Annotated in this window: 21 protein-coding genes; 8 read left to right on the top strand and 13 right to left on the bottom strand. The window is 53.7% G+C overall.

The features are described from left to right. Complete coding sequence (locus H151_RS0107240) at positions 1-288, top strand: hypothetical protein (protein ID WP_019960985.1); 288 nt, start codon at positions 1-3, stop codon at positions 286-288. Here the strand turns inward: H151_RS0107240 and cysN are convergent. The 4 genes from cysN to H151_RS0107220 all read right to left on the bottom strand — a co-directional run bounded on the left by cysN (position 251) and on the right by H151_RS0107220 (position 5,382). Further along, positions 251-2,146 carry a sulfate adenylyltransferase subunit CysN gene (gene cysN / locus H151_RS0107235; protein ID WP_019960984.1) on the bottom strand — a complete coding sequence of 632 codons (1,896 nt, stop codon included), beginning with the start codon at positions 2,144-2,146 and terminating at the stop codon, positions 251-253. The two genes, H151_RS0107240 and cysN, sit on opposite strands and share 38 nt — an antisense overlap. 1 nt (position 2,147) lies before the next feature. After that, a complete protein-coding gene (gene cysD / locus H151_RS0107230) occupies positions 2,148-2,999 on the bottom strand; it encodes a sulfate adenylyltransferase subunit CysD (RefSeq protein WP_051088967.1) in 852 nt (283 codons plus the stop codon). Positions 3,000-3,226: 227 nt separating this feature from the next. Continuing rightward, entirely contained in the window at positions 3,227-4,252 is a 1,026-nt protein-coding gene (locus H151_RS15800; RefSeq protein WP_019960982.1) for a glycosyltransferase family 2 protein, read from the bottom strand. A 2-nt stretch (positions 4,253-4,254) separates the two neighbouring features. After that, positions 4,255-5,382 carry a DegT/DnrJ/EryC1/StrS family aminotransferase gene (locus tag H151_RS0107220; protein WP_019960981.1) on the bottom strand — a complete coding sequence of 376 codons (1,128 nt, stop codon included), beginning with the start codon at positions 5,380-5,382 and terminating at the stop codon, positions 4,255-4,257. Positions 5,383-5,580: 198 nt separating this feature from the next. Here H151_RS0107220 and H151_RS0107215 point away from each other — a divergent pair, with 198 nt between their 5' ends. Next, positions 5,581-6,348: an alpha/beta fold hydrolase gene (locus H151_RS0107215; RefSeq protein ID WP_026353888.1), complete on the top strand. Its 768-nt coding sequence runs from the start codon at positions 5,581-5,583 to the stop codon at positions 6,346-6,348. 9 nt (positions 6,349-6,357) lie between these two features. Here the strand turns inward: H151_RS0107215 and glmS are convergent, their stop codons facing one another. The 4 genes from glmS to H151_RS0107195 form a co-directional block, all read right to left on the bottom strand. Continuing rightward, positions 6,358-8,178: a glutamine--fructose-6-phosphate transaminase (isomerizing) gene (gene glmS / locus H151_RS0107210; protein WP_019960979.1), complete on the bottom strand. Its 1,821-nt coding sequence runs from the start codon at positions 8,176-8,178 to the stop codon at positions 6,358-6,360. A gap of 104 nt (positions 8,179-8,282) precedes the next feature. Beyond that, positions 8,283-9,158 carry a UTP--glucose-1-phosphate uridylyltransferase GalU gene (gene galU, locus H151_RS0107205; RefSeq protein ID WP_019960978.1) on the bottom strand — a complete coding sequence of 292 codons (876 nt, stop codon included), beginning with the start codon at positions 9,156-9,158 and terminating at the stop codon, positions 8,283-8,285. Between the two features lie 29 nt (positions 9,159-9,187). Next, entirely contained in the window at positions 9,188-10,696 is a 1,509-nt protein-coding gene (locus H151_RS0107200) for a phosphomannomutase/phosphoglucomutase (protein WP_019960977.1), read from the bottom strand. Between the two features lie 104 nt (positions 10,697-10,800). After that, positions 10,801-11,769, bottom strand: a complete 969-nt coding sequence (locus H151_RS0107195; RefSeq protein ID WP_019960976.1) for a KpsF/GutQ family sugar-phosphate isomerase — start codon at positions 11,767-11,769, stop codon at positions 10,801-10,803. A 159-nt stretch (positions 11,770-11,928) separates the two neighbouring features. On the opposite strand from H151_RS0107195, the gene gpmA reads away from it, so the two are divergent. The 4 genes from gpmA to H151_RS0107175 all read left to right on the top strand — a co-directional run bounded on the left by gpmA (position 11,929) and on the right by H151_RS0107175 (position 16,814). Continuing rightward, entirely contained in the window at positions 11,929-12,657 is a 729-nt protein-coding gene (gpmA, locus tag H151_RS0107190; RefSeq protein WP_019960975.1) for a 2,3-diphosphoglycerate-dependent phosphoglycerate mutase, read from the top strand. A 26-nt stretch (positions 12,658-12,683) separates the two neighbouring features. Beyond that, positions 12,684-13,271 carry a bifunctional diaminohydroxyphosphoribosylaminopyrimidine deaminase/5-amino-6-(5-phosphoribosylamino)uracil reductase RibD gene (ribD, locus tag H151_RS15795; RefSeq protein WP_019960974.1) on the top strand — a complete coding sequence of 196 codons (588 nt, stop codon included), beginning with the start codon at positions 12,684-12,686 and terminating at the stop codon, positions 13,269-13,271. An 84-nt stretch (positions 13,272-13,355) separates the two neighbouring features. Further along, positions 13,356-14,666 (top strand): pentapeptide repeat-containing protein, encoded by a 1,311-nt coding sequence (locus tag H151_RS0107180; RefSeq protein ID WP_019960973.1) that lies wholly within the window; start codon positions 13,356-13,358, stop codon positions 14,664-14,666. A gap of 90 nt (positions 14,667-14,756) precedes the next feature. Then, positions 14,757-16,814: an NAD(+) synthase gene (locus H151_RS0107175; RefSeq protein WP_019960972.1), complete on the top strand. Its 2,058-nt coding sequence runs from the start codon at positions 14,757-14,759 to the stop codon at positions 16,812-16,814. 168 nt (positions 16,815-16,982) lie between these two features. Here the strand turns inward: H151_RS0107175 and H151_RS0107170 are convergent, their stop codons facing one another. After that, entirely contained in the window at positions 16,983-17,456 is a 474-nt protein-coding gene (locus H151_RS0107170) for an Hsp20 family protein (protein WP_019960971.1), read from the bottom strand. 277 nt (positions 17,457-17,733) lie between these two features. Here H151_RS0107170 and H151_RS0107165 point away from each other — a divergent pair, with 277 nt between their 5' ends. After that, positions 17,734-18,675: a class I SAM-dependent methyltransferase gene (locus H151_RS0107165; RefSeq protein WP_019960970.1), complete on the top strand. Its 942-nt coding sequence runs from the start codon at positions 17,734-17,736 to the stop codon at positions 18,673-18,675. A 46-nt stretch (positions 18,676-18,721) separates the two neighbouring features. Here H151_RS0107165 and H151_RS0107160 read toward each other — a convergent pair whose 3' ends face one another. From H151_RS0107160 to H151_RS15790, 3 genes are all read right to left on the bottom strand, one after another. Further along, on the bottom strand, positions 18,722-19,519 hold the full coding sequence (locus H151_RS0107160) for an inositol monophosphatase family protein (protein WP_019960969.1): 798 nt from the start codon (positions 19,517-19,519) through the stop codon (positions 18,722-18,724). 50 nt (positions 19,520-19,569) lie between these two features. Beyond that, entirely contained in the window at positions 19,570-19,974 is a 405-nt protein-coding gene (locus H151_RS0107155; RefSeq protein ID WP_019960968.1) for a helix-turn-helix domain-containing protein, read from the bottom strand. A 155-nt stretch (positions 19,975-20,129) separates the two neighbouring features. Continuing rightward, entirely contained in the window at positions 20,130-21,005 is an 876-nt protein-coding gene (locus H151_RS15790; protein ID WP_019960967.1) for an N-formylglutamate amidohydrolase, read from the bottom strand. A 152-nt stretch (positions 21,006-21,157) separates the two neighbouring features. Here H151_RS15790 and cpdR point away from each other — a divergent pair, with 152 nt between their 5' ends. Next, a complete protein-coding gene (gene cpdR, locus H151_RS0107145; RefSeq protein WP_019960966.1) occupies positions 21,158-21,526 on the top strand; it encodes a cell cycle two-component system response regulator CpdR in 369 nt (122 codons plus the stop codon). A gap of 156 nt (positions 21,527-21,682) precedes the next feature. Here cpdR and H151_RS0107140 read toward each other — a convergent pair whose 3' ends face one another. Then, positions 21,683-24,661 carry a TonB-dependent receptor domain-containing protein gene (locus H151_RS0107140; protein WP_156823411.1) on the bottom strand — a complete coding sequence of 993 codons (2,979 nt, stop codon included), beginning with the start codon at positions 24,659-24,661 and terminating at the stop codon, positions 21,683-21,685. Between the last annotated feature and the right edge of the window lie 18 nt (positions 24,662-24,679).

Below are 24,679 nucleotides of genomic sequence, written 5' to 3'. Positions count from 1 at the left end.
ATGCACTGGATCAGCGATATGCTTCAATGGTTTGGGATCTTGTCCACCTTAGGGGGACTATTATGGATTGGCGGGCGCAAGGCCAAGGAAATTGACGATCACACTCAATATATCAAGGATTTACGCGATATCCTGTTCACGACAAAAGAACAGCTTCTCCTCGCCGAGAAGAAGCTGTCCGTATGCGAAGAACGCACTGAATTTTTGCGCCTTCTTCAGGCCCGTCCTGGCCCTAACACCTTAAACGCGACTAACCAAAGCGACCTGTCGCATTCAGATACGCAATGATCTGATTGGCGCCATCTTCGGCACTGACCAGCGAGGTATCAATGTGCACTTCCGGCGCTTCAGGGCTTTCATAAGGGCTATCAAAACCGGTGAAGTTTTTGATCTCGCCCGCCTTGGCCTTTTTATAAAGCCCCTTGGGATCACGTTGTTCACACACGCTGATCGGGGCGTCGATGAAGATCTCAACAAATTCCTGATCGCCCATCAGATCACGCACCATGGAGCGTTCTGAGCGGAAGGGGGAGATGAAGGACGAGGTCACGATCAGACCAGCATCCAGCATCAATTTGGCCACTTCCCCAATCCGGCGGATATTTTCCACCCGGTCGACATCGGTAAAGCCCAGATCTTTATTGAGGCCATGGCGTACATTGTCGCCATCCAGGCTGTAGGTATGCGCGCCCGCATCGGCCAGCTTACGCTCCACCAGATTAGCAATCGTGGACTTACCCGCGCCCGATAGACCTGTGAACCACAACAGGACCGGCTTTTGACCCTTCATAGCGGCGCGGCGATCCTTGGTCACATCCATGGCATGGGTGTGAATATTACTGGCCCGGCGCAGACCAAATTCGATCATGCCCGCCCCCACCGTTTGATGGGTGAAGCGGTCGATCAGAATGAAAGAGCCAGTTTCGCGGTTATCCTTATAAGGATCAAAAGCAATGGCGCGCGCTGTGGAGACATTACACACCCCGATCTCATTCAGGCCCAGCTTGCGTGCGGGCAATTGATCATAGGTGTTCACATCCACGCGGTGTTTCAGCGCAGTCACGCTGGCGGGCACAACTTGGCCGCCAATTTTCAAAAGATAAGAGCGACCGGGCAGCAGCGCATCTTCATGCATCCACAGCACTTCAGCCGCAAATTGATCGGAGACCTCGCTGCGCTGCGCGCTGGAGGTGATGACATCGCCGCGCGCAATGTCGATCTCACGATCTAACACCAAAGTCACCGCATCACCCTTGGCCGCCGTCGCCCAATCGCCATCGGCGGTCACAATCCGGGCAATCTTGGCGGTTTTACCACTTTGCGCGACGGTGATGTCATCACCGACACTGACCTGACCGCCCGCAATCGTCCCGGAAAAGCCACGGAAATCCAGATTGGGCCGGTTGACCCATTGCACCGGAAAACGAAACGCGTCTTGAGCATTTTCGCCTTCGATATCAATGCTCTCCAAATGCTCCAACAAGGTGGGGCCTTTGTGCCAAGGCATCTCAGCTGAAGTCTCAGAGACATTGTGGCCATAGCGCGCCGACATCGGGATCGGGGTGATGCTCTCAAAGCCCAAGCCTTCAGCGGTTTTGAGATACTCGCAGACAATCTCATGGAAACGCGCGCGCGAATACTCCACCAGATCCATCTTGTTGACGGCCAGCACGATGTGACGAATGCCCATCATTTTGGCGATATAAGTATGGCGAAGCGTCTGAACCAAAACGCCTTTACGCGCATCAATCAAAATGATCGCGAGATCAGCCGTTGAAGCCCCCGTCGCCATATTGCGGGTATATTGTTCATGGCCCGGCGTATCGGCGATGACGAATTTACGCTTTTCGGTGTTGAAGAAGCGATAAGCCACATCAATGGTGATGCCTTGCTCCCGCTCGGCTTCCAACCCATCGAGCAACAGGGCGAAATCCATTTCTTCGCCGGTCGTGCCATGTTTTCTGGAATCGCGTTGCAGGCTGTAGATCTGATCTTCAAACAACAGTTTAGAATCATACAGCAAGCGCCCGATCAAGGTCGATTTGCCATCATCCACCGACCCACAGGTCAAGCAGCGCAAAACCCCGCGCTGGCCAGAGCGCGATAGACGTTCAATCACTTCGGCGCGTGTTGAGAGTGTGGTCATCTTAGAAATACCCCTCGCGCTTTTTCTTCTCCATGGAGCCGCTTTCATCATGGTCAATCAAACGCCCTGAGCGCTCTGACGTGCGTGCGACCAGCATCTCCATCACAATGTCTTCTAAAGTGTCCGCGCGCGATTCAATCGCGGCCGTCAGCGGATAACAGCCCAAAGTCCTAAACCGGATCGAGCGGTTTTGCGCCACCTCACCGTCGTTAAACTTGAACCGCTCATCATCGACCATCAACAGCTGGCCATCACGCTCTACGCTGGGGCGTTCTGCGGCGAAATACAGCGGGACAATCGGAATATCCTCTTCCAAGATATATTGCCAAATATCCAGCTCGGTCCAGTTGGACAGCGGAAAGACGCGGATCGATTCGCCTTGACGGATCTTGGTATTATAATTGCGCCATAGCTCCGGGCGTTGATTGCGCGGATCCCAGCCATGATGACCATCACGGAAAGAGAAGATGCGCTCTTTCGCGCGCGATTTCTCTTCATCGCGGCGCGCCCCGCCAAAGGCCGCATCAAAACGACCTTCATTGAGCGCCTGGCGCAAGCTTTCGGTCTTCATCACCTGAGTGTGCACAGAGGAGCCATGATCAAAGGGATTAATCCCACGCTCAACACCTTCGGCGTTGATATGAACATGAAGATCCAGGCCCAATTCGCGCGCCATGGTATCGCGGAAGGTGATCATCTCGCGGAATTTCCACGTCGTATCCACGTGGAGGAACGGGAAAGGCGGGCGTGAAGGATAAAACGCCTTCATCGCCAGATGCAGCATGACCGAGGAATCCTTGCCGATCGAATACAACATCACAGGGCGCTCAAACTCAGCCGCCACTTCGCGCATGATATGGATCGCTTCGGCTTCAAGCGCGCGCAAATGCGCCGATAAACGGCGTGTGCGCTGGGGACGCTCAGCTTTGAAACGCTCTGCATACGCAGCAAGATGGTGGGCAATATCAGGCATTCATCTATCCCCCCGAGGGATTTATAAGCGTTGAGGATTGCATACCGGTCTATACTTTAGAAAAGAATGGCGCAAACCAGAATTCCTGCCCCGAAGGAAGAGAATTTCTAACGCTTGGTCCGATCCGGCCCTATGGGTCGCACATCGCCCCCGCGCGTCAAGAGGTTGAGCGGATTCCAATTAATCCGCTTGGCCATGTCCCAAGTGGAGATTTTACGCGCTTTTTGAATGTCACGGCGCTTGGCCATCACATGCGGCCAGCCTTTAAGCGCATCGCTTAAGGCCTTAGCAAACAGGGTGAATTGGCCAAAACGCGCCGCAGACACCCACAATAAAAGCGTCACCGCGATATGGATTGGACTCAGAACCCATAACAACCAGCCCGGCGTGTTCTTGAAGAAGACCCAGAACCTATTGCGCGCGCCATAATAGGTCGCAAAGGCCGAGCGCCGCCCCGATGAGGCATACCCCAAGTGATGGACAGCCGCATGGTTTGTTTGAATCGCGCGAAAACCTAATAAATTGATCCGATAAGCCAGATCGACGTCTTCACAATAACAAAATAAATCTTCGTCAAACCCGCCCAGCGCTAAAAACAACGCGCGATCAACCATCGTCATGGCCCCGCACGGCCCAAAAACATACCCCTCCTGGGGCGGCTCAAGGACCTTGCCATAACCCGCACGGTAGGGAAGACCGGTGAAGTGATAGACATCCCCGATACCATCGAGACGCCGTTGATCATCATCAGCCACTTTCTGGGTACAGCCAAACAGTGGGCAATCGGGATAGCGCGCCACGCCGGCCATCATCGCCTCCAGCCAATCGGGCTCGGGAAACGCATCGGGATTGAGTAGAATAAGCCACTTAGCGGAGACTTTGGCGGCAAGGAGATTATTGCCACCGGCAAAGCCTAAATTGGTCTCACTGACAATCAAATGCGCGCCATCCGGGCACAAATCCTGAGTTACAGGGGCATTCGGGGAACCATTTTCCAGCACCCAGACCTCTTTAGGTGTAAGGCTTTGCTGACGCAAAGCCTCACTAACCCGAGGTAAAGTATGGGCAGAGTTAAACGCGACGATTAAGATCGCGACATCGGCGTGCACATCTGAGCGCGCAGGATTTACCACGCCTAGCTCAACGCGGCGCGGACCGCGTCAATCACACGGGCCTGACGTTCCCCACCCAGATAGCCATCCATTGGTAACGACACAACACGTTCCGCAGCCGCTTCAGTTACTGGCAGGCCGCCCGCACCTTGCGGATAAACAGCATAAGGGGCCTGTTTATGCAATGGAATTGGATAATATACCGCGCTCGGCACACCCGCCTCAGCCAACTTGGCGCGGAAACCATCGCGGTCATCAACCTCGATGGTATATTGTGCCCAGACCGAAACACCGCCTTCAATGACTTTATGCGGGCGAACCAGATCGCCAAAGCCCTCAGCATACCGCTGCGCGGCTTGATTGCGGCCGTCGATTTCCTTGGCAAAGATTTTAAGCTTTTCCAACAGAACAGCAGCCTGGATCGTATCCAAGCGTGAATTGCGCCCGATACGCGCATATTCATAACGCTCTGTGCCCTCACCATGAATGGCATAAGAACGCATCAGCGCGCGCGTTTCAGCATCGCGGCACAAAACCGCGCCGCCATCCCCATAACAGCCCAAAGGCTTGGCTGGATAGAAACTGATCGTGGTCGCATCGGCCCAATGGATCGGATGATGACCGTTGAGCGTGCAGCCAAAACCTTGCGCTGAGTCTGAAATGAGCTTCAGGCCATATTCATCACAGATCGCCTTGATCGCGGGATAATCGGCAGGCTGACCAAACAAATCGACCGCAATCACGCATTTGGGGGTCAGCTCACCTTGGTCTTTGATGGCTTTGACCGCTTCGGCGAGTTTTTGCGGATCCATGCAATAGGTTTCTGGATCGATATCGACAAAAACCGCACTCGCGCCCACCCAAGGCAGAACCTCCGCCGTCGAGGCAAAGGTGAAGCTGGGCACGAAGACCGCATCACCGGCCTTTATGCCCCATGCCTCTAAAGGCAGAACCAAGGCGTCCGTACCATTGGCGCAGGCCAAAGCCTGCGGCGCCTCACCAAAGCTACACAATTGCTTTTCCAGCTCTTGAACCTCTGGCCCCAGAATATAACGCCCTTCAGCAATCACCTTGGCAATCGCCTGATCAAGGCCGGGTTGAAGGTGTTGGCGTTGGGTATCAAGATCGATGAAAGGGATCATAGAGGACATTGAATTTTCTCTATTCTTGTCAAATGAATGGAGCCAACGCATAGCGAGCTTAGCGCGGTATGGGAAGTCACGAAAGGTTTCGAAACTTTATATAGAAAATCCGTTTACAAGCTTCTTTTTTCAAGAGATGAATGGATCATTAAGACTAACCTATCGTCGTCCTCTGCGATTGAGCTTCTTATTAAAAATGAGTCTACCGTGGAAAATATCGCTAATCTCCTCACTATCGATGGCGCTTATATAAATTATAAAATTGAAGGAGCCCAAGAAGGACCACCCCTTGTTTTGTTACATGGCGGCTTGGGAAACCACCACGATTTTGATGCCATTTTAGACTATGTCTCAGAAAGGTTTAAATTAATTCTTATTGATTTTCGCGGCCATGGGGCATCAACCCTAGGCAGCTCCTCTCTCAGCTATGCACAACACCAAAGCGATGTAGAACACGTCTTAAGACATTTGGGCATTACGCGCTACGCGCTGCTAGGATTTAGCGATGGCGGTATTGTAGGCTACCGCTTGGCTGCACATCACCCTGATTCAGTGAAATGCTTGGTGACAATTGGGGCTCAATGGCGCTTAACCTCCGTCGATCCAGCGCGTGACATACTCAACAGTGTGACCCCCGACTTGTGGCGTTCGTTATTCCCTGAAAATGTTGAATATTATAATGCGTTAAACCCAGAAGCTGATTTTTCAAAACTTGTCGACCAGGTAAGGGCTTGCTGGCTTGACCAATCCGAAGCTGGCTATCCAGCATCACGCATGGCAGACATACAATGTCCAACATTAATAATACGAGGCGATCATGACTTCCTACTTTCTCTCGAGGAAGTCTTGGCGCTTAAGAGCATGCTCAACTTTGAATTTTCTAATATTGCGTTTGCCGAACATGCTGCCCACGAGGAGCGCCCTTCGCATGCTGGTCCGGTAATCGCTGAATTTCTAACCCAAGCGCATAATTAACACCGGCCCCTACTCCACAGTCACAGATTTCGCGAGATTACGCGGTTGATCCACATCGGTCCCTTTATGGACGGCCACGTGATAAGCCAGCAATTGAATCCCCACCGACATCACGAGTGACGATGTGAGATATGAGGCTTCCGGCAAGACGATCTTGATCAGACTATCATCGGCCAGGGCTGCGCTGCCTTCCTGGTCCGTTAAAACGATGACGCGCGCACCCCGGCTCTTCACCTGTTCGATGGACGAACGTGTTTTATCAAAGAGCTCATCGTGAGGGGCAATGACGATGACATCGACCCCCTCTTCAATCAGTGCGATGGGACCATGTTTCAGCTCACCCGCCGCATAGCCTTCAGCATGGATGTAGCTGATTTCTTTCAGCTTCAGCGCCCCTTCAAGAGCCATCGGATAGAACTGATCACGCCCCAGATAGAGCACGGTGCGGGTTTGCGCGATCTCATGAGCCAGGGCAATAATCTGATCTTCCAACTCCAGCGCTGTGGCCATCAAACCGGGTGAGCCAATCAAGTGGCTCACATGGGCGCGCTCATCGGCCTTCGCCATGGTTCCACGCTGGGTTGCAGCCATGACAGCAAGCGCCGCCAATGCTGAAATCTGACACGTGAAAGCTTTCGTGGAAGCCACACCAATCTCTGGTCCCGCCAAAATAGGAACGACCAAATCGGCTTCACGGGCCATGGTTGAATGCGGCGCGTTGACCAGAACGATCGTCTTGACCCCTTTGGCTTGGCACAAGCGCATCGCCTCTAAAGTGTCCGCCGTCTCACCCGATTGAGAGATGAAAAGAGCAACATCATCTTTCAAAAAGGCCGGGGCGCGATAGCGAAACTCCGAGGCGATATCCACCTCGACAGGCAAATTTGCAAGTTTTTCAAACCAGTACTCAGCCACACGTCCAGCATAAGAGGCTGTACCGCATCCCACGATCAGCAAGCGGGACACGCCTTTGAAGTCCAGCCCCTCAAAGGCGCGCACTTCACTTTCCACCGCATCAAGATAATGCGTAAGCGTGCGGCCCACCACTTCGGGTTGCTCGTGAATTTCCTTCTCCATAAAATGGCGATAGGGCCCTTTTTCCGCCAATGCCGCTGAGAAGACCGCGCCATGCACCGCCCGGTTCACAGGTCTTCCCGCCGCATCCAGGATTGTGACTTGATCGGCCTCAACCCGCACCCGATCACCTTCATCCAGATAAATGACCGAATGAGCTTTGCCCGCAAAGGCCAACGTATCCGAGGCCAGAATATGGCCCGCCTCTGACAGTCCCACGACCAAGGGCGCGCCTTTGCGCGCACCAAAGATGGCTTCAGGGGCGCTTTGCATCAAAACCGCCAGCGCAAACGCACCGTGTAGACGCGCCACCACATCCATAAAGGCGTCTTGAGGGGCTGCACCGGCCTCTAAGGCCAGATCCAGCAAATGCGCGATGACCTCGGTATCCGTATCACTGGTTAAGACGCGACCTTTGGCGGTAACCTCTTGGCGAAGCGCCTTAAAATTCTCGATAATCCCATTATGAACGATCGAAACCTGACCGGCTTGATGGGGGTGGGCATTGGCCTCATTCGGCACGCCATGGGTCGCCCAACGGGTATGGGCAATCCCCGTCACGCCCTGCACATCACCTGAGGCCATGACGGCCTCAAGGTCTGCCACCTTGCCCTTGGCCCGCCAGCGCTGAACCCCTTGCGCGCTGACAAGCGCGAGGCCAGCAGAATCATAACCACGATACTCCAACCGGCGCAGCCCCTCTAACAGGTCCTCTGCCGCATTTTCACACCCAACTACAGCAACAATTCCGCACATTTTCTCTGGCCCTATGTTTCATGATTAACCCCGCCCATAGCATTGATCAGAGCGGGGTCAATCACATCTTTTATTTCAGAGTGTGTCTGAGCACCCTCTTCAAACTAAAGGTCTTTCATCATCTTTTTTAGAAGATCTCGGCTTTCATCGCCATGTTCAGAATGCGCAAGCGCTAAAGCGACAAACGCTTCTAAATAACCCAGCTTCGAGCCCGTATCATAAGTCTTGCCTTTAAACGGCATCGCAAAAAACGAGCTGTTACCCATTAAGCTCAACATAGAATCGGTCAGCTGAATCTCACCGCCAGCACCGGGAGTTTGATTCTCCAAAAGGTCAAAAATCTCAGGCTGAAGAATATAACGCCCAGAAATCATGTAATTCGACGGCGCGTCTTCGCGGGCGGGTTTCTCCACCATGCCCTTCATCTTGATCAGACCGTGCTGCTCACCATCCGGATCGACAATGCCGTATTTAGAAACGTCTTCTTGGGGCACTTCTTCAACGGAAATAACATTACCTCCGACACGCTCATACGCCTCAACCATTTGCGCAAGGCAAGGCACGTCATCACGCATAATCATGTCGGGCAACAGAACGGCAAACGGCTCATCACCCACCACATCGCGCGCGCACCAAACGGCATGACCCAAACCTTTGGGCAATTGCTGGCGTACAAAACTACACGCGCCCGGATCTGGCAACAGATCACGCAACTGATCAAGAACTCCAATTTTATTTTTATACTCTAGAGTTTTTTCAAGCTCATACGCACTATCGAAATAGTCTTCAATCGCGGTTTTGTTGCGCCCCGTGACAAAGATAAAATGCTCAATCCCCGCCGCACGCGCTTCATCCACCACATATTGGATCGCAGGGCGGTCAAATACCGGCAACATTTCCTTCGGCAGGCACTTCGTAGCGGGCAGAACACGCGTGCCAAGTCCGGCAACAGGAAGCACCGCTTTACGAATTTTCTTCATTACGCACCTTAATACTGACGTCTTTTAGCTTAGACTTCTTGGTCGAATGCTCCGACCTCGGAATATTGATTGAGGATGTCTTTGATCGCTAGGAATACAGCCTTAACATCGTCATGGGAATTGGGGCTTTCCACGACCACAACCAGGTTGGGCTTATTGGACGAGGCTCGTACCAAGCCCCAGGCCCCATCCTCCAACGTGAAGCGGATGCCATTGACGGTATTGACGTCAATGATTTTACGCCCCGCAAAGGCGCGCGCTTCGACCTTCAAGCTTTCAATCTGCGCGACGATCCGGTCTACGACATCATACTTAATTTCGTCCGCGCAATAGGGCGACATGGTCGGAGAACCATAGCTGACCGGCAAATCACGCTTCAAATCGGCCATGGTCTTATCTGGTGCGCGGTCCAGCATCTCCAGGATACACCGCGCGGCCACCAAGCCGTCATCATAACCACGCCCCACTGGAGGCTGCATGAAATAGTGACCCGATTTTTCAAAACCCGCCAAGCACTTATTCTGGCTCGCATAACGCTTGATATAGGAGTGACCGGTCTTCCAATAATCCGTGGTCGCCCCATTGGCTTTTAACACCGGGTCGATCGCGAACAGGCCCGTGGACTTCACATCGACCACAAATTTGGCATTGGCATACTGGGCAGAAAGGTCGCGCGCAATCATCAAGCCGACCTTATCGGCAAAGATCTCGTCGCCTTCATTGTCCACAACACCGCAACGGTCGCCATCGCCATCAAAGGCCAGGCCGACATCGGCTTTATGCTCCAAAACCGCATCGCGCAGCGCATGCAGCATGTCCATATCTTCCGGGTTCGGATTATAGCGCGGGAAGGTGTGATCGAGCTCGCAATCGAGCGGAATAACCTCAACGCCCATCGCAGCCAAAGCCTTCGGCGCGAAAGCCCCGGCCGTGCCATTGCCACACGCCGCCACAACTTTCAGCTTGCGCTTGATCGAAACACCGTCAGACAAATCATCGAGATAATTTTGTGCAACACTAGTTTGGCGCACATACCCCCCGCCCGCCTTGGTTTTGAACGCTTCGTTCAAGACGATGTCTTTTAAGCGTTCCATCTCTTCGGGACCAAAGGTCAAAGGCGGCTCAACCCCCATCTTGACCCCGGTCCACCCATTTTCATTATGGCTGGCCGTACACATCGCAACGCAAGCAATATCCAGATCAAATTGGGCAAAATAGGCCATGGGCGAGACGGCCAGGCCAATGTCATGAACCTCAATCCCCGCGGCCATCAAGCCCACTTCTAGGGCCTGCTTGATCGACAGCGAATAACTGCGGAAATCATGACCTGTGACGATCTTGGCCGGGCGGCCCAACTCATGAATGAGCGTGCCGAGCCCCATGCCTAAAGCCTGCACGCCATAAAGGTTCAGCTCCGGCGCTTTATCAGAGCCCGGATGACCCACCCACCAGCGCGCATCATATTCACGAAACCCCGTTGGCTTCACTAAGGCGGAGGTTTCAAACTCCCACGTATTGGGTTTTAGATCGTGATGCATGGAGACCCCCCTTAGGTAGTGAAGTTAACTGTGAGATGGCAATCAGCATTTACCGCTTCGCGGGTCAAGACTTTCTTCAAAGCTCCAAAAAACCCGCCTGCACCTTACGAAATTCCAGCCCGCAACAGATCGTGAATATGGATCAGACCCTGCGGACGGTTTGCGTCATCGACAACAAAGATCTGTAAAATTTTGCGCGTCCCGGCTGTCATCAAGCGAAGCGCAGATGCAGCGAGAATATCGGGATGCACCGTCGTGGGATTGGCCGTCATCACGGCCTTAGCCGGTAAGCCTAAAAGATCGCTCCCCATATGCCGGCGCAAATCCCCATCGGTGATAATCCCACCGAGGGTTTTATCCGCATGCAGCACACCCACGCAGCCAAAGCCCTTTTGGCTCATCACCAACAACACTTCACTCATCAAGGCGTCTTCGGACACCAGAGGTAAGACATCACCGCGATGCATCAAGTTTTCCACGCTCAGCAAGGCCGCGCCCAAAGCACCACCCGGATGGAAAACGCCAAAGTCTTGCGCGGTAAAGCCTTTGGCTTCAATCAAAGCCACCGCCAAAGCATCCCCCAGCGCGATCTGCAAAGTGGTTGAGGTGGTCGGTGCGCGGGTCTCCCCACACGCTTCGGGAACATTGGGTAAAAGCAAGAGGTGATCAGCGCCCTTGGCGAGGCTCGATTGCGCCCCCGTCGTCATCGCGATCAAAGGCACGCCAAAGCGCCGACAATAGGCGATCATATCGCCCAATTCCTTGGTTTCACCAGACTTGGAGAGGGCCAGCACGCCATCATGCTGGGTGATCATCCCCATATCGCCATGGGAAGCTTCAGAAGGGTGGACATATTGTGCAGGCGTGCCGGTCGAGGCCAAGGTGGCCGCGATCTTGCGCGCGACATGGCCGGATTTGCCGACCCCGGCACAGATAAGGCGCCCCTTCAGGCCCGCAATCAACTCGACGACCTTAACCGCATCGCCATTGAGGCTGTCTTCAAGAACCTTCAAGCCTTCAGCTTCAATGGCCAAAGTCCGGCGCATGGCGCTCAATAAGCGGTCCTGATCCATATAGGCCTCCCTTAAGTCTGTATCTTATTAGGCTCTAGCAGGTGAGGGCCAGGCTTTCTAGCAAAAGCCACATTCGCGCAGTCCGGGGCTCGCGCTGAGGCCCAAAACCGAGTATGGACGCAGGTAAACCTTGAAGATTTGATCATAAGAGGCTGGATCATGACCCGTCTTGTTTTATTGCGCCACGGCCAAAGTGAATGGAATCTGGAAAATCGCTTTACCGGCTGGGTCGATGTTAATCTGACCGCCGAAGGCGAAGCTCAGGCCCGCCAATCGGGCCAGTTGATGAAGGATGCGGGCTTTGCCCCGACCTATGCGTTTGCCAGCTATCTTAAACGCGCCATTCGCACCTGCTGGCTGTCTTTGGAAGAGCTGGATCGCGTCTGGATCCCGGTTGAAAAGCATTGGCGTTTGAATGAGCGTCATTACGGACTTCTGACCGGGCTCAATAAATCTGAGACGGCCCAGCAACATGGCGAGGATATGGTTCATATCTGGCGTCGTTCTTATGACACGCCTCCGCCCGCCCTGCCGCTGGATGATGAGCGTCATGCGCGCTTTGATCCGCGCTATAGTCATGTTGATGTCAAAGATCTGCCGCTAAGCGAGAGCCTGAAAACCACCCTGGAGCGTGTAGCGCCTTATTGGGAAAACGCCATTGCGCCGAAAATTCTGGCCGGTGAAGACGTGATCATTGCGGCCCACGGCAATTCGCTGCGCGCCCTGGTGAAAATGCTGTTCCAGCTGGATCAAAACCAGATCATGGAGATTGAGGCCCCAACCGGCAATCCCTTGCTGATCGAGATGGAGGGGCTGCGCCCCGTGGATGTGCGGTATCTGGATGAAGACCGCGCCACCGGTCTTCCGCCCATTCCCGCTGCCGTATGACGCAAGCGCTTAGCGATAAGCGATTTATGGATCTAAGCCTGGCGCTGGCCTATCAGGCGCTGGGCTCCACCGCCCCTAACCCGGCGGTCGGCTGTGTGCTCGTCAAAGACGGGGTGATCATCGCTACTGGGGTCACCGGCCCTGGCGGGCGCCCCCATGGCGAAGCGCGCGCACTAGACGCGGCCGGAGACGCGGCGCAGGGCGCAACGGCCTATGTCAGCCTAGAACCTTGTGCCCATCATGGTAAAACCCCGCCCTGCGCCGATCATCTGATCCGTGCCAAAGTGGCGCGCGTGGTCATTGCCTGCCTGGACCCCTTCCCCCAAGTGGATGGACGCGGCCTCGCCAAGCTGCAAGCCGCTGGGATCGCGCTCACCACAGGCGTGCGAGAACGTGACGCTTTAGACTTGAATGCAGGTTTTTTTCATCGGGTCAGAACCGGCAAACCGCTTGTCTATGAAGACGAACGCGCCCATCTTTACGAAGCGTGCCTAAAGCCCCATAGTCATGAGGATCTCGACGCGCATCTCGTGCAGCTGGGCCAGAAGGGCATTTCACGCCTTCAGGTCCATCCCCAAGGAACCGTAGGGTCTAAACGGGAAAAACAGCCCTAGAAACGCCCTGTTAAGCCCCTTTCCTTACCGTAAAGCGCTTATGGGGCCCGATACGCGGTTGAGGGTGGAAGGTTTGAGCGTTTAATGATTGGCGGCACAGTAGTTTATGAGCGCTTGAACCAGGCTGAGGTCGATCATATCTGTGATCGCCATGAGCGCTTTTTAACCGGTCGGCCCGGCGGTGGACGCGCCAATTTTTCCTATAAAATTCTCGATGGGCTCAGCCTATCCAACCGCAATCTCGCCGATGCGAACTTTTCAGGCGCGTCTTTAGGCGGGGCCAATTTCGCGATGGCCATCTTAACCAATGCCATCATGTTCGCCTGCGATATGCGCCGGGTTCAGCTCTCGGGCGCGGATTTGCGGCGCGCGGATATGCGCGGCTGCCTCTTACGCGGCTCAAACCTTACAGGGGCTGACCTCACCCAGGCGGATCTGCGCGAAGGGGCCATTGCCCAAGTCGATCGTGATCGCGGCCTGGCCATGATCAAGCATGAAGACCGCGCCGGGGATTTGGGCGAAACCACTTTTAAAGGCGCGAACCTGACCCAGACCAAAATGGCGGGCGTCATGGCCCAACAAGCTGATTTCTCCGATGCCATTCTGATCGGGGCGCGCCTGACGCGGGCCAATTTGCGCGGCTCGCGCTTTTCTGGTGCCAATCTGGAAGGGGCGGATTTATGCGATGCCGATCTTTCTGATGCCGATATGAGCGATGCCGTTCTGGTGGGCGTGAAGATGGAGCGCGCGCGCCTGCAAGGGGTCATTACCGAAGGCGCACTGACCGATGCGCCCGTGGGCGAGCCCTGGGGCACCAATATCGCCAAAGCCTGGTCAATGATTTCCGATCATGCCGCTTTTTGCGAAACCCATGGCCAGAACGGCGCGCTGGCGAATTTTGATCGCCGCGATCTACGCGCCCTCTCCTCGCTGGCCAATCGCAACCTCACCGGGCTCAGCGCCAATGGCGCAACGCTTTATGGCCTGGATTTGGAAGGCGCGCATTTGCAAGCGGCCAAGCTGGCGCGCGCCGATCTTCGCATGGCGTGCCTGCGCGGGGCGGATCTACGCGGCGCGGATCTGTCTGGGGCCAAGCTCAACAATGCCGATCTACGCGGGGCAAAACTCAGCGCGCTGATCCTACCCAATGACCGGCGCCTGGCGGTCAGCCTTGCCGCGGCAAGCCTACGCTATGCCGATTTAAGCGAAGCCGATTTGCGCGATGTCGTCGCCTCGGGCGCGGATCTTTCCTACATCAATCTAGAAAAGGCCGATGTGCGGCGCGCCAATTTCAATGGCTCGTGCTTTACCGGTGCGACACTGCCTGAAGGTTTCAGCCTGCAAGTCGCCAGCCTGGCCGGCGCGGTGGATGTCCCCTTGGCACGCGTCGGCTAAACGCGCCTTCAGCTCTGCCCAATTGCATCTGACCTGCAGGCCCTATATATACTCCTCTTGAGCATAAGACAGTTTTGCGGGAGCACCGCCATGCCAGCCTTTTCCAATCTCTATCGCCATGGCTTTGCGCGCGCAGGCATTTACGCGCCCGTGCTGACTAGCGCAGATCCCAAAGCCAATCGTGAGGCGATCCTCGCCCTCCTCGATCAGGCTCATAATAACCATTGCGCGCTGGCGCTCTTTCCCGAGCTTTCCCTCACCGGCTATGCGCTGGATGATCTTCATCATCAACGCACCCTGCTTGATCGGGCCGAGGCTGAGTTAAAAATCCTGATTGAGGATAGCCGCACGCGCCTGCCCGTCATAATCGTCGGCCTGCCGGTACGGGTCGAAGATCAGGTCTTCAATTGTGCGGCCGTCATTCATCGCGGCACTTTGCTGGGCCTGTGCGTCAAATCCTATCTGCCCAATTACCGCGAATATTATGAAAAGCGCTGGTTCAGCGATATCAGCCATTTGCGCGCGCGCGAGATCCGCTTTGCGGGCCAAACCGTAGCGATCGGGGCCGATCTGATCTTCCAGGCCGAGGATATTCCAGATTTGCGCCTGTTCGTGGAGATTTGCGAAGATTTGTGGAGCCCGATTTCACCCAGCCTCTATGGCGCGCTCGCCGGGGCCAGCATCATTGCCAATCCTTCAGCCTCGAACATTATCATCGGCAAGTCGGATGAGCGGCATTTGCTGGTTGATGCCCAATCGCGCAAAGCCATGGCCGCCTATCTCTATTCGGCCTCTGGCTTTGGTGAGAGCAGTAATGATGTCGCCTGGGATGGTCAGCTGTGCGCCTATGAAATCGGCACCAAGCTGGGCGAAAGCGAACGCTTTCAGATCGAGCCGACCCATGTCGTCGTTGATATCGATCTTGAACGCATCACGCAGGAGCGCCTGCGCCTATCTTCCTTCAAAGATAATGCGGCGCGCGAGCATGACCGCCTCAAAGGTTTCCGCCGGATCAACTTCACGCTGAACCCGCCGCGCGAGATTGAGATCCCTTTAAAGCGCGATATTGATCGCTTCCCCTTCGTGCCCAATGACCTCACCAAGCTCGATAGTGATTGCTATGAGGCTTATAATATTCAGGTTCAGGCCCTGGCTCAGCGCCTGAAGATGAGCGGCATCAAACGCGCCGTCATCGGCGTATCGGGCGGGCTTGATTCCACCCAAGCGCTGTTGGTGACGACCCAAGCCTTTGATCGGCTGGGCCTTGAGCGTAAAGACATTATCGCCGTCACCCTGCCTGGCTTTGCGACATCCGCGCAAACCAAGGCCCAAGCCATCGCCCTGATCGAAGGTCTGGGCGTTACTTTTAAAGAGATTGATATCCGCCCCGCCGCACGCCAAATGCTCGACGATTTGGACCATCCCTATAGTGAGGGGCATGCGCAGTATGACATCACCTTTGAGAATGTGCAGGCGGGCCTACGCACCGATTATCTCTTCCGCCTCGCTAATCACCTCAATGGTCTGGTCATTGGCACGGGGGATTTATCCGAACTGGCGCTGGGCTGGTGCACCTATGGCGTGGGCGATCACATGTCCCATTACACGGTCAATAGCGGGGTGGCGAAAACTTTGATCCAGCATCTAATCCGCTGGTGCGCCCATAAAAACCTCTATGGCGAAGCGGTCTCCCAGACCTTGCTCGCGATTTTAGAGACGGAAATCTCGCCCGAGCTAGTGCCCGTCGAAGAGGGCGCGCCTTTACAAAGCACTCAGGATAAAATCGGGCCTTATCCTTTGCAGGATTTCAATCTGCACTATGCCGTGCGCACCGGGTTTGGGCCGCAGAAGATCGCCTTCCTGGCCCATCAGGCCTGGGGCGAACGCCAGCGCGGCCACTGGCCTCCCCATATGAAGGACGCCGACAAGATCGCCTATGATCTTGAAACGCTATTGAAATGGTTAGAGGTTTTCATCTGGCGCTTCTATCAGACCAGCCAGTTTAAACGGACCTGCGTGCCCAATGGCCCAAAGGTCAGCGCGGCAGGTGCCCTCAGCCCGCGCGGGGATTGGCGCGCGCCCTCCGACAGCTCCTCTCGGATCTGGATGGAGGAATTGAAAGCCCTCAAAGCGGAGCTGGGGCTATAATCGCAAAACACCAAATACGATGAGCCGGGGAAACTCATCGCATTTGACGTTCGATCGAGGGAAATTGTCGTCACGTGCCGGTCAAACCCTACAAGGGGAGGGAATAGGGCAGACCCGCACATGCGCTCGCAAGAGCTCTTACAAGATCTCTAAGGGGGGAGCTAAAGATTAGGCTGCACTGGCTTTTCCACCCTCAATCAAAGTGGCTTTGGCTTTAGTGGAATTAATCGTGATCTGGCGCGGCTTCTTGGCTTCAGGGATTTCGCGCTGCAAACGGATCTGCAAAAGCCCGTTTTTCAAGGATGCCTCACGCACCTGGACATGGTCAGCCAAGTGATAGCGGCGCTCAAACGAACGCTCGGCAATACCGCGATGAATGAAATTGCGCCCTTCAGTGCGCTCTTCACCGCCTTTTTTGCCAGTGACGCTGAGCACATTGGCCTGAACCTCAACGACGAGATCGTCCTCACCGAAACCGGCTACCGCCAGTTCGATCTGGTATTCATGCTCACCAAGTTGCTCGATATTATAGGGGGGATAACCTGATCCCGCTTCCTGCTTAGCGGCGCTGTCCATCATATCGGCTAAACGGTCAAAGCCTACAATGGTGCGATAGAGCGGGGTAAAGTCTACAGTACGCATTCGTCTAATCCTTCCTAGAAGCGATCAAACAGCATTGGGCAACACCAATGCCTATGTTTAACATGACGAGGCCTGCATTCACAGCGCCCCGTCGGCGATGAGACCCCATTTGGCGGCCTCGTGAGTTTTACTTGGGAAGCGCAATCCGAGCTTGCAAGGGGGTGTGATCAATTTTTTCTGATCAAGATGTGTTTCGATATCGTGATAAAATTTGCTAGCTTAGCGCCGTGTGCGAACACGCACTTGTTTTTTAAAGTACCAAACCCGTGGGGGAATTATGAACCGTCTGATCGCAATGTCTGCTTTGAGCCTTGTGCTGGCTGCCTGTGGCAATAATCCAGAAGATCCGGCCACCCCTGCCCCAGACGGCGATATGGGTGAAGTCGGTATGAGCACCGAAGCCTCTCCAGAAAACGCACCTGTCGCCATGCAGGACGGCGTTGATTATGGCCAGCTGGACGCCGTCATCGCCGCGGATTGGCGCAATGAAGATCGCGAACGCGATGTGTGGCGCCACCCTCAACAAACCCTAGATTTCTTTGACATTGACCCGTCCGGCACGGTGATTGAAATCTGGCCGGGCAGCGGCTGGTACACCCATATCCTGGCCCCTTGGGTGCACGCCAATGGCGGACATTATGTCGCTGCGCTTTATCCCTTCGACATGAATAATGAGCGTCACGTTGAATTTTTGAACGGCTTCAAAGAACGCTTCTCCGCCCCACACTATGGCGAGGTTGCCTACACCACGCTGGGCGCTGAAAGCGGCGCGCTGGCTGAAGCCGGTAGCGTGGATGCGATTTTGACCTTTCGCAATGCGCACAACTGGATGGGCGATGGCTATGCTGAAAAAGCCTTTGCCGATTTCTATGCGGCCTTGAAGCCGGGCGGCATTTTAGGCGTTGTCGATCACCGCTTACCCGCCACGCGTGAGCAAGACCCCACCGCGGCCAGCGGCTATGTCCAGCAGGATTATATCATCGCCCTCGCCCAAGAAGCCGGGTTTGAATTCGTTGAAGCCAGCGAAGTGAACGCCAATCCGGCCGATACCGCCGATCACCCCTTTGGTGTTTGGACCTTGGCACCGGTTCGCCGCAGCGCTGCACGCGGTGAAGAACAAGCCGCTGACTTTGATCGTGAGGCCTATGACGCCATCGGCGAGTCTGATCGCATGACCTTGCGCTTTGTAAAGCCCATCAGTGAAGCCATCGCGGAATAATCCCTAGGCCATCAAGAGAAAAGCCGGCTGACTGAGCCGGCTTTTTTTATTGCAGATGAGCCATCAAAGCGCGATGGAGCGCAGGGCTCGCCGCCGCGATCACCCGGCCATCTTGAACCAGATCGCGGCCCTGCCAATCGGTAAATACCCCGCCCGCACCGCGCACAATCGGAGCCAGTGCGGCATGATCCCAAGGGCTGAGCCCGGTTTCAACCACAAAATCAATCCCGCCCAAAGCCATGGCCGCATAGCCATAGGCATCCAAACCATAACGGATCAGGCGCGCAGCGGCGCGAATAGCTTCAAATTGCGCATATTCCGCCCCGCGAAACAAGTAAGGATCAGTGGTGGTTCCAATCGCTTGAGACAGCGTATCAACACCGCGCACACGGATCTGACGTTCCACACCCTGTCTTTCATACCAGCACGCCTGCTGGCCATAGCCCGCAATGCCGATAAACCGCTCTGCCGTGAAAGGTTGATCAATCAAGGAAAGGATCGGGCCGGTTTCATCACACAGCGCGATCAGCACACACCAGCTGGGCAAACCGGCAATAAAGGCGCGCGTGCCGTCAATAGGATCTAAAATCCAGGTCCGCCCAGACGTGCCCACTTTTGGTGCCTGCTCTTCACCCAGAATACTATCATCCGGGCAATGCTCACCAATCAGGGCGCGCAGGCACTGCTCGGTCAGCTTGTCAGCTTCCGTAACAGGGTCAAAGCCTTCAGCATCTTTGTTGAGAACGTCGGGCGCAGCGCGAAAAAACGGCAAAGCCACTTCACGCGCACGATCGCCAAGCCGACGCAAGAGGGCGAGATCATCGTCTGGATTAATCAGTGACATCTCTACCCTCTTTCGCGTGTCAGTGTGCAGCACCTAAGCGCTGCACACTCTTATGCAGCGTCAGAGGCTTCTGTAGACCCTCGCTCAGAAGGATCAAGTGATTTGGCCAGTTCCAGAAGGCGTTTACGTGGACGCTCGCCCAGCTTGTAGTAAGCCCGGATTAAATCCACGGTTTCTTTCTGAGACAGAATGTCTGGTGCAATCTGGTTTTCTTCAGACAATACAGAATCGCCACGGGTCGTTAGACCTTCGTAGAAATACTGTACAGGCACGTCCAAAGCCTCAGCCAGTTCAAACAAACGGCTCGCGCTGACGCGGTTCGCGCCGCATTCATATTTTTGAACTTGCTGGAAGCGAATTCCAACAGCTTCGGCCAATTGTTGCTGTGTCAGTCCAAGTAAACGCCGACGACGACGCAAGCGCTTACCCACATGATGATCAATTTCGTTTGTCACCGGTATTTTCCTTTAATCGTATGTATCCCCGGCGCGCGCCAGTTCAACCAAGACCCGAATCTCTGACTGAACGCACTTGGTGAAAGTATAATCCCTAATGCTCGTACAAGTAATATAATTTCGCAGTTATAGTGTTAACAAGCGCGAAAACTTCATTACTCGGCGGCTTTATTGCACGCGTCTGACGCGAGAGTCAGATCTTCCATAAATACGCGCAAGCTCTTTTTAACGTTTTCAAATCGTGAACTTGGCGTCACCGACACTTCGCTCATGTACAACCCACGGTTTATCTCAATTTGAAGCGCGTCAATACCAGCCTCAGGGCACCCATAATGCGCAGTCGTGAAGCCGCCTGCATACGGGGAATTACGCTTCGTTGTAAAGCCTAAAGTGCGAAATTTGTTCTCGACCAGAGACATTAATTCAGGCCTGCATGAAGTTCCAAAGCGATCGCCGAGAATAATATCATACCCACCTGAGCTGGAATTGGGCATGGAATGACAATCCACTAGAACCACTCTGCCCCAGTCCTGGCGCACCCGCTCAAGCTCGCTCATCAAAGCTTTGTGATAAGGGCGATAAAAGTGAGTTATCCGGAACAATCCCTCACTCATACTCAGTCTGCGCGCATATAAACTGCGCCCTTCTGCGCCCAGGCGAGCCATAACCCCAAGGCCCTGTTGGGTGCGCGTTGTCAAATCCAGCTCTATTCCCGTGTCTGGCCCAGGCATATTTTGAAACAGATGTGGATCCCATTCGCCTTCGGACCGGTTCACATCCACATAGGCCCGCGCGAATAACGCTTGCAGAAGGCTAGCGCCTAAATCCGGCGCATCACCAAAAAGATCTTGTACAAAGGCATCTTCACTGCGGCGTAGCATCTGACGCGGCACCTGACTAAGCTTAAGAAAAGCCTGCGAATACTGCGCGCCCGAATGGGGTGATGCAAAAACAAAATTATTCGTTCGCTCTTTCGGGGGCGTCAGGCGATAGACCTGCTGCGGACATTCATAAACACGCGTATGACCCACAAAGATTGACCCTATGATCTGAAATCAGTTTACATCCATTGTGGGCCGTGCTGAGCTTTGTGTCAAAAGGGTGCAATGATCGCAGCGCGTTCAGCCCCCCTTTACCCGATTATCCTATAGTGCCTACTGGGTGTCATTTGTGGGAGAAGTCCATGGCCAGAATTTTATTGGCTGAAGATGATGATTCTATGCGCGACTTTTTGGCGAAAGCTCTCAAACGCGCAGGTCATGAGGTTGATGTCGTTGCCGACGGTGAAGAGGGCATGGATCAGCTGGGCGAAGATGCCGGGCTCTACGATCTGTTGCTGACCGATATTGTCATGCCCGGCATTGACGGGATTGAGCTGGCGCGCCGCGCCGCGGAAATTGATCCACGCCTAAAAATCATGTTCATCACGGGCTTTGCTGCGGTCGCACTAAACTCCGGCAATAGCGCACCAAAAGACGCCAAAGTCTTGTCTAAACCTTTCCATCTTCGCGATCTCGTTGATGAAGTCGCGCGAGTGATGGAAGCCGCGTAAACTTAGCGCTTCCACTTCAAATCAAATCAAAAAAAACCGCGTCTTAGACGCGGTTTTTTTTATGCTCAATGTTTAGATCTGCCATAAAGAAACAGGCGGCCCAAGGGCCGCCTGTTCTTAAGTTCAGACTTTGAAAACCCGAAGGTCTTCTCAATCTTAGAATGTGTGACGAACACCGCCGTAGAAGGCACGACCCAGAGGCTCGTACACATCAGACGGGGTATCCCAACCAGGGTAAGTACCAGGTGCGCCTTGACCAAGCGTAACATGAGTGTTGAAGATGTTATCAACACCAAAGAAAAGCTCGGTTTGGTCTAAAGAATAACGCACTTGCAGATCGTGAAAAGCCTTCGCCCCAACTGGACCTTCTTGGCCAACCTGAGAGAAGACCGCTTTGCTCATATAATTGGTGTCCCAAGCGAATGTGATTGGACCACGATTATAAACAAAGGAGATCTGGGCTTCATGCTCTGACAGACCATAGGTATTCTTATAGTCAGTTACGTCAGCACCAGCATAAGCAGTTTGATCAAATTTAATCAGGTGACCATAAATGACAGATGCATTCAATGTCCCCAGGTCAGCACTTGAGCCAGAGAAAATATTATTGAAGTCAAACAGATAGCTTGCTTGAACATCAATCCCTGAAGTTTCAATAGATGCAACGTTTTGCTGGTAAGCATTCAAGTAGCGCAGAGCACCCACGTTTGGACCAGAGCCGAAACGAATGATGTTCTTACAGAAATCAGAACTTGAATCATACCCATTAGCCAGCTTGTAGCAGCCGTCCAAAGAATCGGTACGAGCAATCGTTGTAATCGCATCTTGAATTTCAATGTCGAAGTAATCGATTGAAATATTTAGAGGCTCCAACCAAGACGTGAAAGCAGGTGAGAAGACCACACCGAATGAAACGGTATTTGCAGTTTCTTCTTTCAAGCTAAAGCCGCCAGATTGTGCACCACCAGTGAACCCAGAAACACCCTGACGCTCAGGTTGAGTTGGCGTGTAAACCCCATCACGCGCCACACGCGCTGCAACGGCTGGATCAGCCAAGCAGTTCGTTGCCGTTTGACCCGTAGATGCCGCAGTTACGCCTTCACAAGGATCATCAACCCTTGGGAAGGTTTGAGACAGAGGCCCAAATTGTTCACCAATGTTTGGAGCACGAACAGCGCGAGAATACTGACCACGAGCGCGGAAATTGTCATTAAAGATCCAGCTTAAGTCAACAGAGTAAGCTTGGGTGCTGCCAATAGTTGAGTAGTCAGAGAAACGCCCCGCCAATTTCAGATCGATGGCTTCAGCAAAAGCTACATCAGAGATCAAAGGCAGATCTAATTCGAAGAAACCTTCAGTTACGTCAAATTGACCACGAGAAATTGGAGTTTTGTTACTGGCATTTTGACCAGATTGCGTCAAGGCATCAGGAATAGATTCAGAATTTTCATCACGATATTCGCCACCGACCACAAACATTGCAGGACCAGCAGGCAAGTTGAACGCAGGGCCAGAAATATAACCAGAAACAACGAGCTGTTCCAGTTTCGCATTCGTTGAAGACGGCGCTTTCAACCATGTCAGCAAATTATTGCGTGTGGTTTCATCCAAGCCAGCGCCGATAGAGCCTTGGCCAAAAATGTCCACTGGCAAACAACCCTGAGCGCGTGCGATTTCGTCCACACACTGATACTGACCAGGAGAGCCCGTAATTTCTTCAACTTCCAAAGACTTACGGAAGTTCAGAACATTGACCTGACCTGAGTATTGCTGGGCCTGGGTCGTGCGGCCATAGTTCAAGCTCACTTCATAATTGAAGCGATCTTTCAATGTGCCTTCCAAACCACCAACGATACGGAATGTTTGACGCAGGTTATCAGCGGCACGTTGATCGAGCTCCGTCATACGGCGCGTAAAGCCAACAACAAGATTCTCGTCAGCAATATCTTGAATACCATCGTTATCCAGATCTGCGTTTGTGCGCACGATATTGCGCAAGGCTTCTGGAACGAATGGATTCAGGATCGAAACACCATAAGTAGAGCGGTCAACAACCCCATCATTGTCATCATCAACGAACTGAGCAGCATTTTCGCCATAGACGTTATCACTAGCCATAGCGAATGGCTCAAGAGACGAACGTGTTTCAGTTGACGCATAGATCGCTTCAGCAAACAGGCGATGGTTTGCGTTCAAATCATATTTAATGATTGAAGAAACTTGAGTACGCTCAGTAGGAACAGACAAAGCACGGTAAGCTTGACGGTTGAAACCATCAAGTGGTGTGCCATCTGCGTTCGCGCTCTGGAATGGACGAACAGTCCCACCATCGACAACATAGCTCAGCGAAGACTGGCCTGGACGTGGAACTTTGATGTTACCCTTCTCAGAATAGCTTGAGAAGAAATTCCGACCCGGTAATGAGTAGAAACCATCATATTCCAGACCATCACGGTCACGTGCATATACACCGTTTTCGCGTTCCCAAGTGGTTGAGAAAACAGCGTTACCACGGCCATCAGCAAAGTTCGAACCGATGGTTACAGTCGCCTTATAGGTTTCATCATCACCTGCTTCAGTAATCCCGGCTTGGAAGGCTGTTTTCACGCCTTCGAAGTCGTCTTGCAAGATGATGTTAATAACACCGGCCAAGGCATCAGAACCATAAACAGCTGACGCACCACCCGTCACAACGTCAACGCGCTCGATGATGTCGGTAGGAATAGAGTTGAAGTCAACGTTTTGGCTGCCTGGAACACCGGAAACAAAGCGACGGCCATTTACCAGAACCAAGGTACGGTCTTCACCTAATTCACGAAGCTCGACGGTGTTGATACCTGAGGCGGTTGTGGTGAAGTTTGAGTTTGAAGACGTCAAACCAGACACACCGGCAGCTGGAAGCGTACGCAGAATTTCTGAAACGTTCACGGCCCCTGAGAGCTGAATTTGCTCAGAGTTGTAAACGTTGACGTTGGTTGGCGATATCATGTTTGGCTGCTGGATGCGAGAACCCGTAACGGTAATCACGTCATCGCCACTTTGTTGTGCCAAAGCCGCACCAGAAGATACAGCAGCCACAGCAAAGCCAGCCAGCATTGTCGAACGCATAAAGCGCCCTTTATCCCAATTGCTCACGATCGTTCCCCTTTGTTT

The organism is Woodsholea maritima DSM 17123 (assembly GCF_000382325.1).
In the GTDB taxonomy this organism is placed as follows: Bacteria; Pseudomonadota; Alphaproteobacteria; order Caulobacterales; family Maricaulaceae; genus Woodsholea; species Woodsholea maritima.
The sequence above is the reverse complement of the archived record's forward strand: the minus strand, read 5'-3'. Positions and strand labels throughout refer to the sequence as shown.

Coding starts and splice junctions, on each gene's coding strand:
- H151_RS0107240 (WP_019960985.1), top strand. CDS start 1: ATGCACTGGATCAGCGATATGCTTCAATGGTTTGGGATCTTGTCCACC.
- cysN (WP_019960984.1), bottom strand. CDS start 2,146: ATGACCACACTCTCAACACGCGCCGAAGTGATTGAACGTCTATCGCGC.
- cysD (WP_051088967.1), bottom strand. CDS start 2,999: ATGCGCGAAGTGGCGGCTGAGTTTGAGCGCCCTGTGATGTTGTATTCG.
- H151_RS0107220 (WP_019960981.1), bottom strand. CDS start 5,382: ATGTCCTCTATGATCCCTTTCATCGATCTTGATACCCAACGCCAACAC.
- glmS (WP_019960979.1), bottom strand. CDS start 8,178: ATGTGCGGAATTGTTGCTGTAGTTGGGTGTGAAAATGCGGCAGAGGAC.
- galU (WP_019960978.1), bottom strand. CDS start 9,158: ATGAAGAAAATTCGTAAAGCGGTGCTTCCTGTTGCCGGACTTGGCACG.
- H151_RS0107200 (WP_019960977.1), bottom strand. CDS start 10,696: ATGCATCACGATCTAAAACCCAATACGTGGGAGTTTGAAACCTCCGCC.
- H151_RS0107195 (WP_019960976.1), bottom strand. CDS start 11,769: ATGGATCAGGACCGCTTATTGAGCGCCATGCGCCGGACTTTGGCCATT.
- gpmA (WP_019960975.1), top strand. CDS start 11,929: ATGACCCGTCTTGTTTTATTGCGCCACGGCCAAAGTGAATGGAATCTG.
- ribD (WP_019960974.1), top strand. CDS start 12,684: ATGGATCTAAGCCTGGCGCTGGCCTATCAGGCGCTGGGCTCCACCGCC.
- H151_RS0107180 (WP_019960973.1), top strand. CDS start 13,356: ATGATTGGCGGCACAGTAGTTTATGAGCGCTTGAACCAGGCTGAGGTC.
- H151_RS0107175 (WP_019960972.1), top strand. CDS start 14,757: ATGCCAGCCTTTTCCAATCTCTATCGCCATGGCTTTGCGCGCGCAGGC.
- H151_RS0107170 (WP_019960971.1), bottom strand. CDS start 17,456: ATGCGTACTGTAGACTTTACCCCGCTCTATCGCACCATTGTAGGCTTT.
- H151_RS0107165 (WP_019960970.1), top strand. CDS start 17,734: ATGAACCGTCTGATCGCAATGTCTGCTTTGAGCCTTGTGCTGGCTGCC.
- H151_RS0107160 (WP_019960969.1), bottom strand. CDS start 19,519: ATGTCACTGATTAATCCAGACGATGATCTCGCCCTCTTGCGTCGGCTT.
- cpdR (WP_019960966.1), top strand. CDS start 21,158: ATGGCCAGAATTTTATTGGCTGAAGATGATGATTCTATGCGCGACTTT.